Source organism: Nonomuraea sp. NPDC050643 (assembly GCF_040654715.1).
GTDB lineage: Bacteria > Actinomycetota > Actinomycetes > Streptosporangiales > Streptosporangiaceae > Nonomuraea.
Map to the genome: position 1 here is coordinate 1 of NZ_JBFAIM010000144.1, position 8,059 is coordinate 8,059.

At 73.1% G+C, this 8,059-nt stretch carries 8 protein-coding genes and 1 pseudogene; 8 read left to right on the top strand and 1 reads right to left on the bottom strand.

Features of this window, described 5'->3' with window-relative positions; all coding sequences use genetic code 11:
• A pseudogene (locus AB0I15_RS66330) lies at positions 1-940 on the bottom strand (hypothetical protein); the annotation flags it as partial.
• Between the two features lie 226 nt (positions 941-1,166).
• Here AB0I15_RS66330 and AB0I15_RS66335 point away from each other — a divergent pair.
• The 8 genes from AB0I15_RS66335 to AB0I15_RS66370 form a co-directional block, all read left to right on the top strand.
• Positions 1,167-1,565: an ATP-binding protein gene (locus tag AB0I15_RS66335; RefSeq protein WP_358120965.1), complete on the top strand. Its 399-nt coding sequence runs from the start codon at positions 1,167-1,169 to the stop codon at positions 1,563-1,565.
• Between the two features lie 183 nt (positions 1,566-1,748).
• Complete coding sequence (locus AB0I15_RS66340) at positions 1,749-2,060, top strand: STAS domain-containing protein (RefSeq protein ID WP_358120967.1); 312 nt, start codon at positions 1,749-1,751, stop codon at positions 2,058-2,060.
• Positions 2,061-2,115: 55 nt separating this feature from the next.
• The gene (locus tag AB0I15_RS66345; protein WP_358120970.1) at positions 2,116-4,050 is read left to right on the top strand and encodes a SpoIIE family protein phosphatase; all 1,935 of its coding nucleotides are present in this window, start codon (positions 2,116-2,118) and stop codon (positions 4,048-4,050) included.
• Positions 4,043-4,465 carry an ATP-binding protein gene (locus AB0I15_RS66350; RefSeq protein WP_358120973.1) on the top strand — a complete coding sequence of 141 codons (423 nt, stop codon included), beginning with the start codon at positions 4,043-4,045 and terminating at the stop codon, positions 4,463-4,465. Before AB0I15_RS66345 ends, AB0I15_RS66350 begins: the two co-directional genes overlap by 8 nt.
• A 102-nt stretch (positions 4,466-4,567) precedes the next feature.
• Positions 4,568-5,677 (top strand): GNAT family N-acetyltransferase, encoded by a 1,110-nt coding sequence (locus tag AB0I15_RS66355; protein ID WP_358120976.1) that lies wholly within the window; start codon positions 4,568-4,570, stop codon positions 5,675-5,677.
• Positions 5,671-6,645: an ABC transporter ATP-binding protein gene (locus AB0I15_RS66360; protein ID WP_358120979.1), complete on the top strand. Its 975-nt coding sequence runs from the start codon at positions 5,671-5,673 to the stop codon at positions 6,643-6,645. Before AB0I15_RS66355 ends, AB0I15_RS66360 begins: the two co-directional genes overlap by 7 nt.
• Positions 6,642-7,400, top strand: coding sequence for an ABC transporter permease (locus AB0I15_RS66365; RefSeq protein WP_358120982.1), 759 nt, complete (start codon positions 6,642-6,644; stop codon positions 7,398-7,400). The genes AB0I15_RS66360 and AB0I15_RS66365 overlap by 4 nt, the downstream gene beginning before the upstream one ends.
• A partial coding sequence (locus AB0I15_RS66370; RefSeq protein WP_358120985.1) for an ABC transporter permease occupies positions 7,387-8,059 on the top strand: 673 nt, incomplete at its 3' end. The genes AB0I15_RS66365 and AB0I15_RS66370, both read left to right, overlap by 14 nt.

Genomic DNA, 8,059 nt, shown 5'->3' on the forward strand with positions numbered 1-8,059 from the left:
TGCCGGACGTCCCGTGCGCGTCGTCATCCACCCCGCTGATCTCCCCATGCAACACCTCCAGTTCAGGGTGTTGCGACGACCGATTGAATCCGCCCTGGGTGCCGGAGTCGAACCGGACGCCGCACAGCGCGTTGTCGTACTTGTGGCAGACGAACATGCTGCGTACGCCGAGCGCGTACATCTCGTCCAGGCCCCGGTCGATCTGGGCCCTCGTGCACCGGGGGATGCCGAGCACCTGACGGCAGCCGAACGGCTCGGAGGTCTCGATCCCGAGGACGACGGCCAGCTTGCCGGCCCCGATCACCTGCCTGGCCTCGCCCGGGTCGTTCACGATGCGGAACCAGCCCCTGCCGGGCCCGCCGGCCTCGGCGTCGATGTGGTCCTGCAACTCGCGTGCCCGCTGGGCCTGGAGCCGGATGGAGGCCATCTCGTCGCAGGAGTACTTCCTCAGCGGGTAGATCGCGCAGAGCTGCCGGTTGGCCACCAGGTCGTTGACCAGCACCCGCAGCCCGCCCCGCCAGGCGCGCTCGACCCAGGTGTAGTACGCCTGCTGGTGGGTCAGCGAGTCGGGAGCCGGCCAGTCGCGGAAGGTGGGCCAGCCCACCGGGTCGTGGGTGCCGGTGGGGGAGCCGGTGCGGGTGAAGTTCTCGAACCAGGCCAGCTCGCCGTTCGGGTAGTGGTCGGGGCAGTCGGCCAGGGCCTCCTCGATGCCGTCGGGGTCGTACGGCTTGCCGCACAGCAGCATGCCGCCGAACGCCTCGTAGGAGAACAGGTGACTGTGGCCGTCGAGGAAGCCGCTCACGGGAGCGGACCGGACGGCCGGGGCGGCGTGGGTCGAGGCTTGGGTGACGGCTTGGGTGACGGGGGTGGGCGGCGCGACCAGCGCGCCGGTCAGGAGAAGGACGGCCGCGGCCGTCCTGCGGGTGAGACGGTGGAGCACGGGACCACCTCCCAGGCTGTGGAACCGGGGTTGCCGCCAGCATCCACCGCCCTCCGGAGCCCGGCAAGTCCGAACGTGAGCTGCTCTCATCTAAGGGGTCGCCGCACGGCGGGTGGCCAGCGACTTCGGGCTTTCTTACGTGAACGACTGTTTGACGACGCCGGGCCGGGATAGCAGGAAGGCCCCCGCACATATCCCAATCCACGTCCAGGCGGGCTGAGCGATCATGAATCTGGAGTTCACGTTGCGCTGTCCCATCAGCGCCGACCTCGACCGGGTACGACGCTTGGTGCGCCTCCACGCACGCCACAGCGGACTCCGCCGTGAGCGCTTAGACGATCTCGTGCTGGCGGTCAACGAAGCGGTCACCAACGTGCTCGACCACGGCGGCGGGACGGGTACGGTCACCGCCCGCAGCGACCGCGAGGGCGTCACCGTGGAGATCGTGGACGCGGCCGGCCGGCTCACTCGTGATCATCTGGCCGCCGCCAGGGTCGACCCCACGAGCTCACACGGCTTCGGCCTGTGGGTGATCCGCCACCTGTGCGACCGCATCGACGTCGAACAGCGCAGTGAGGGCTCGCTGCTGCGCCTGCACGTGCGCCGCCCCCCGGCCGCAGGATGACCGCCCGCTCAGGGCCTTCACCGGTGCGCCGATCTCGTCACACGAATGTACCGCTGACATGGCGAAGCGCTTGCATGACAATATCCGCAACGCAGGGCTTGTGAGGTTTAGGCTGAAGCCGGCGCCGGTCGGTGTGCAAGCGGCCGGCCCCCTCGACGTACCGGCACCGGAGGTAGGACGCGCATGGGCGAGGCGTCGGTCGATGCGATTGATGACGGTACGCTGCGGCTGACGCTGCGCGGAGAGATCGACTTCACCAACGCGGGCGAGATCCACAAGACGATCCGGGAGGCCATCGCCGATCGCCGGCCGCAGGTGGTGCTCGTCGACCTGGCCGGGGTGACGTTCATGGACTCCACCGGGATCAGCGTGCTCGTCGACACGATGCGCGCCGCCGCGGAGGTCCAGGCGGAGTTCCGCGTGGAGAACCCCATCCCCCGGCTGCTGGATCAGCTCCGTACGACGGGCCTGGCGAAGGCCTTCGGCCTCACGTGAGAGGCGGGCGGGGAAAGACCATGGTGACGGACGCCGATGCCGCCCGGGACGCCTGATGGATCCGCTCGAGGACTACCGCAACCGGCTGGCCGACCTCGACGCCCGCATCGAGGAGGCGCGGTCCGACCCGGAGGTGCTGCTGGGGCGGGCGAGCGGGCTGCTGGCCGGGCGGGCGGGGTGCCGGGTCGGCGAGGCCCACGCCTACCTGCTGCGGCTGGCGGACGAGCAGGGGCGGCAGGTGCACACGCTCGCCGCGGACGTGCTGGCCGCGATGGAGGGGCGGTCAGGAGGAGGGACGTCGTCCCTGGCCACGGCCGTGGACGAGGCGTTGCGCCCGGATCCTGGTCGCGTCCACCGCCAGGGCGAACGGCCGCCCGAGCCCCCGACGCCCGAGCCCCCACCGGCCGACCCCGCGCCGGCCGGCGACGCCTGGGTGCAGGCCGTGCAGCGGGTCCTCGACACCCTTCCCGACCGGCACATCCTGCTCCTTCCGCGCTACGACGACACCGGGCGGGTCACCGACTACACGTTCGCGGCGGCGAGCCCGGCGGTGGTGGACCTGTCCGGCCGCAGCGGCGCCCAGTTGCTGGGCCGGGCGATGAGCGAGGTCTATCCCACGATCATGGACGGGCCGATCTGGGAGGCCTGGGCCCTGACGATCGATGACGGCCTGCCGCGTGAGGTGGGCCCCGTCCCCTATGTCAGCCCCGTCGAGCGGGCTCCGGCGGAGATCCTGCTCACGGTCAAGGTGCGGCCGGTCGGCACCGGGCTGCTCAACACCTGGATCCGGCATGACGAGGAGACCCGGCTGGCCGAGCGCATCGCGCAGACCGAGCGGCTGGGCAACCTCGGCTGGGGCGAATGGGACCTGGTCACCGGGCAGATCCTCTGGTCGGACGGCCTCTACCGCATCTACGAGCGCGACCCCGGGCAAGGGCCGCTGCCCCGGGAGGAGACCGAGGCGCTCACCGTGGCCGACGACCTGCCGGTCCGGCAGCAGGCGGCCGAGGCGTTCGGCCGTGGCCAGGCCGTCGACGTGACGTACCGTATCCGCGTGTCCGGGCACGTGAAGCACATCCGCGCCGTCGTGGACACCGTGCGCGACAGCGGCGGCCGGCCCGTCAAGGTCTACGGCATCGTGCAGGACGTCACCGCCGGCGAGACCAGCCGCCTGCGGCTCACGGAGGTCGAGCGGCAGTTGAGCGAGCACCGGCAGAGCCTGGCCGCCGAGCACAAGGTGGCCGTCCGGCTGCAGCAGATCGTGCTGCCGATGCCGGTCGGCCCCATCGACCTGCCCGGGCTCCGGGTCGCGGTCCGCTACCTGCCCGCCGAGCAGGCCAGCCGGGTCGGCGGCGACTGGTACCACGCCGCGCCGGTCGGCGACGGCGGCGTCCTGCTGGCGGTGGGCGACGTGGCCGGGCACGGCATCGAGGCCGCGGCCGCCATGGCGCAACTGCGTCACGCGCTGGCCGCGCTCTCCGTCACCACCACCGACGACCCCGCCGAGTTGCTGACCGCCCTCAACCGGCTGCTCTTCGCCGGCCGGCACGCCGACGCCGAACGGAGCACGCTGCCCGTGACGGCGACCGCGGTGGTGGCCCGCTACGAGCCGGCCACCGGCAGGCTGGTGTGGGCGCGGGCGGGCCACCCGGCGCCGCTGCTGTCGCGCGCCGGCGTCACCACCGAACTCGAACCGCCCGAAGGCCCCCTGCTCGGCGCCTTCCCCACGGCCGAGTACGAGCTCGCCGGCGCCCACCTGCGGCCCGGCGACGTGCTGCTCCTCTACACCGACGGGCTCGTCGAGCACCGCCATCAGAGCCTGGACGCCGGGCTCGCCCCCGTCCTGACGGTGCTCGACCACATCACCGCCGAGCCGACCTCCCAGCCCCTGGCCGACCTGCTGGGCCGGCTGCGCTACACCAACCCCGACGACGACACGTGCATCCTGGCCGCTCGTCCGCTGCCCGCCCGGGCGGGCCACGATGCGTGAACCCGGCCCCGGCGACCCTCCCGCCCACGGCTCCGGCGACTCGATGGTGCGCGACTTCGACCTGAAGACGCTCGTCGAGGTCAGGCACGAGGTGGAGCGCTTCTGCGGCCGGTGGGGATTGACCGACCTGGCGTTGTACCGCTTCGTCGTGGCGGTGAACGAGATCACCACCAACGCGGTACGCCACGGCGGCGGCAGCGGCCGGCTCCACCTCTGGTACGACGGCGAGCGCCTGCACTGCCGGGTCACCGATCGCGGACCCGGGCTGCCCGACCCCCTCGACCCCCGGCCCGCGCCGCCCGAAAGCCCCAACGGGCGCGGCCTCTGGCTGGCCCGGCAGAACGTCGGCCGCTTCACCCTGCACTCCGACGCCGACGGCACCACCATCACCCTGGAGCGGGCGCTGCCGGCCTGACGGCGATGAAGACGCGGCGAAGTCGATATGAAGCCGGCGCGGGTTTTACTGGCCGCACGTGGCGGTGACCGCCTGAGACCGGGATGAACCTGGAGCGGCTTGGTGGGGTTGGACATCGTGGTGGCGGAGGCGCTGGAGAGCGTCCGGCAGCAGGACTGGGATCGGCTGGTGACCGGCGACGACTTCTACCTGTCGCACGGCTGGCTGCGCACTCTGGAAGACGATCCGCGTGTCGGCTACCACTACGTGCTCGCCGTCGAGGACGGCGTCCTGGCCGGCGCGCTGCCGATCTTCGACATCCGGGTCGAGGGCAGCGGCTTCTACGCGCCGGAGCGCCACCATCGGGCCCTGACCGGCGGCGGGCGCTGGCTGCTGGCGGGCGGCCGGCGCGCGTACCACGGCGGGGTGCTCCTGCCGGGCGACGAGCCGCGCCGCCGGTCGGTGCTGCGGGCGCTGCTGGAGGCCGGGCTGCGGCTGGCGGCCGAGCGGGACGCGCGGGGCCTGGTGTGGATGTTCGCCCCCACCCCCATCACCGCGGAGCTGTGCGACGAGGGCGCGGTGGCCGCGTTCGACACGGTGGAGGCGTGCCTGGCCGCCGACGGGTGGGACGCCTACCTGGCCGGCCTGAGCGCCCGGCGGCGCAGGAACACGGCACGCGAACGACGCCGCTTCGAGCAGGCCGGATACGACCTGGCGGAGCAGCCGCTGGGCGAGTGCTGGCCGGAGCTGGCCGAGCTGGTGGCCAACGTCCAGCACAAATACGGGCACCGCAGCACCTCGGAGTCGATGCGGCGCGTCCTGGCCCCCCAGGTCAGGCTCCTCGACGGGCGGAGCGTGGCGTTCACCGCCCGCCGGGACGGCCGCCTGGTCGCCGGCGCGCTGCGCTACCGGTTCGGCGACACCCTCTACGCGCGCATGGTCGGCTTCGACTACGCCCGGCTGCGGAACGCGTTCGAGTACTTCAACCTGGCCTACTACGTGCCCATCCAGTACATGCAGCGGACCGGGCTCCGCCGCCTGCACCTCGGCATCGAGTCGGCCCACACGAAGGCCGAGCGGGGCGCGCGGCTGCAGCCCCTCTGGACGGTGGCGCTGCCGTGCGACGGCTCCCGTCTCGTCCCGGCGGACCGGACCGGCGCGGCGCGCCGCGAATGGACCGATCGCTACGACGAGCGGGTGCTGCCGCCCGAGCACTGGGACGTCCCGTGGTGAACGCCCTGGAGGTGTGCGCGGTCAGCCGTGGCTTCCGTACCAGGTCGGGCACGGTCGAGGCGCTGCGCGAGGTGTCGTTCTCGGCCGGGGGCGGCGAGGTGGTCGGCCTGCTCGGCCTCAACGGCGCGGGCAAGACCACGCTGATCAAGGTGATCAGCACCCTGCTGCTGCCCACCTCCGGCAGCGTGCGGGTGGCCGGGATCGACGTGGCCACGGGCACCCGGCAGGTCCGGCGCCGGCTGTCCGTGGTGTTCGGCGGCGACCACGGCCTGTACGGCCGGCTCTCCGGCCTCGACAACGCGCGCTTCTTCGGCACGCTGTCCGGCCTGGACCGCAGGCGGCTGGAGCGGCGGGCCGCCGACGTGATCGCCATGGTCGCCCTGGAGAAGGTGGCCGAGCGGCCGGTGGAGACGTACTCGCGGGGCATGAAGCAGCGGCTGCACCTGGCCATCGGGCTGATGGCCGCCCCGACGCTGCTGATGCTGGACGAGCCCACGGTCGGCCTCGACCCGATCGAGGCGGACCGGCTGCGCCGGGTGATCGGCGACCTGGCCGCCGGCTCGGCCGGCTACCGCCCGTGCATCGTGCTGACCAGCCACTATCTGCGCGACATCGAGGAGCTGGCGGAGCGGGTGGTGATCCTGCAGGAGGGCAGGCTCACCCACGACCTGCCGCTGAAGGAGCTGTTGCGCCGGGCCAGCGCGGCAGCCGTGGTGACGGTCCGGGTCCGGGGAGAGGAGCCGGTGTGGCCGGGCGACGACGGCGAGCGGTCCGGCGTCCGGCTGGTGGACGCCCGGCCGGGCGAGGCCGGTAGCTGGGTGGCCCGCTACGAGGTGCCCCGATGGGAGCCCGCGACGCTGACCGAACTGGCCCGGCGGTGGCCGCACGGTGAGATCGCCGACGTACGGGTCGAACCGGTCGGCCTGGAACGGGTCTTCCACGACCTGAGCCGGGGTGCCGGCCGATGACCGCGCGCGCACTGCTGGCCAGTGCCCGGGTCCAGCTCAAGGGCGAGAGCCGCATGTCCGGCGTGACGGCCGGCATCGTGCAGCCGGCGGTGTTCATGACGGTCACCATGCTGGCCGCGAACCAGGCCGTCGCCGGCACCCGGATCGCGATCGGCTGCGGGCTGCTCGGGCTGTGGGGCGCGATCGTGTGGAAGTTCGGGATGGTCCTGCGGCAGGAACGGCAGCAGGGCATCCTGCCCGGCATCGTCAGCCGGCCGACCGGGCTGGTGCTGGTGCTGGCCGGCAAGAGCCTCGGCGCGGTGCTGCGGTCGAGCGTCCTGACGGTGCTGACCGTCGGCGCGGTCGCTGCGGCGGCCGGGCGCCCGGTCCACATCGCCGCGCCGGTCGGCTTCGCGATCACCGCGCTGGCGACGCTGGTCTCCGCCGCCACGCTCGGGCTGCTGCTGTGCTCGGTCTTCCTGCTGACCCGTTCGGCCGTCCGGATCGCCGAGACGCTCACGTACCCGGTGTTCATCCTGGGCGGCCTGCTCGTCCCGACGTCCGTGCTGCCGGACTGGGCCCAGTGGCTCTCGACGCTGGTCAGCCTGCGATGGGCGGCCGAACTGCTGCTCGACGCCGCCGCCGGCCGCGGACAGGACCCCGGCGACTGGACGCTGCTGCTGGCGACCACCGCCTGCTACGCGGTGCTCGCCGCCGTCGCCCTGCGCGCGGTGATGCGGAGGATCCGTGCGGAGGGCACTCTTGAGCTGGTCTGATCTCGCGGCATTGCGCACGGTCGCGGTCCTGTCATGGCGCGAGTACCGGGCGGTCTACCCCCTGAGGGTGCTGCTGGCCGGCTCCCTGCCCCGGTCGATCCTGCAGGCGGTGTTCGTCGCCTACGTGGGGCTGGTCGCGGCCGGGCCGGCCGGACGGGACTTCGCGCTGGTGGGCGGCGTCCTCCAGGTGATCACGATCGCGACGGTGATCAGGGGCGGCGACATCCTGCTCGGCGACCGCGTCTTCGGCACGCTCTACCGGATGCGGCTGGCGCGGCTCCCGCTGCCACTGGTGGCGGCCGTGCGGTGGTGGGCGTTCGTGGTGGAGGGCGTCGCGGGCGCGCTGGTGGCCGCGACCGCGGCGGGCCTGCTCTTCGACCGGCCCGCGCTGATGGCGGGCATGTGGGCGGCCTCCGGGCTGGTGCTGCTGGTGGCGCTGTCCACCAGCGCGCTGGGGATGACGGTCGCCGCGGTGTCGATGACGCACCGCACCGACTCGTTCATCGCGAACGTCGTCAGCTACCTGCTCCTGGCGGCGACGGGCGCGGTGGCGCCGCTCGGACGGCTGCCGGACGCGCTGGAGGCCGCGGCGCACCTGCTGCCCATGACCAACGGCCTGCTGGCCGTGCGCGGCGCGCTCGCGGGCGGCCCGACCACGG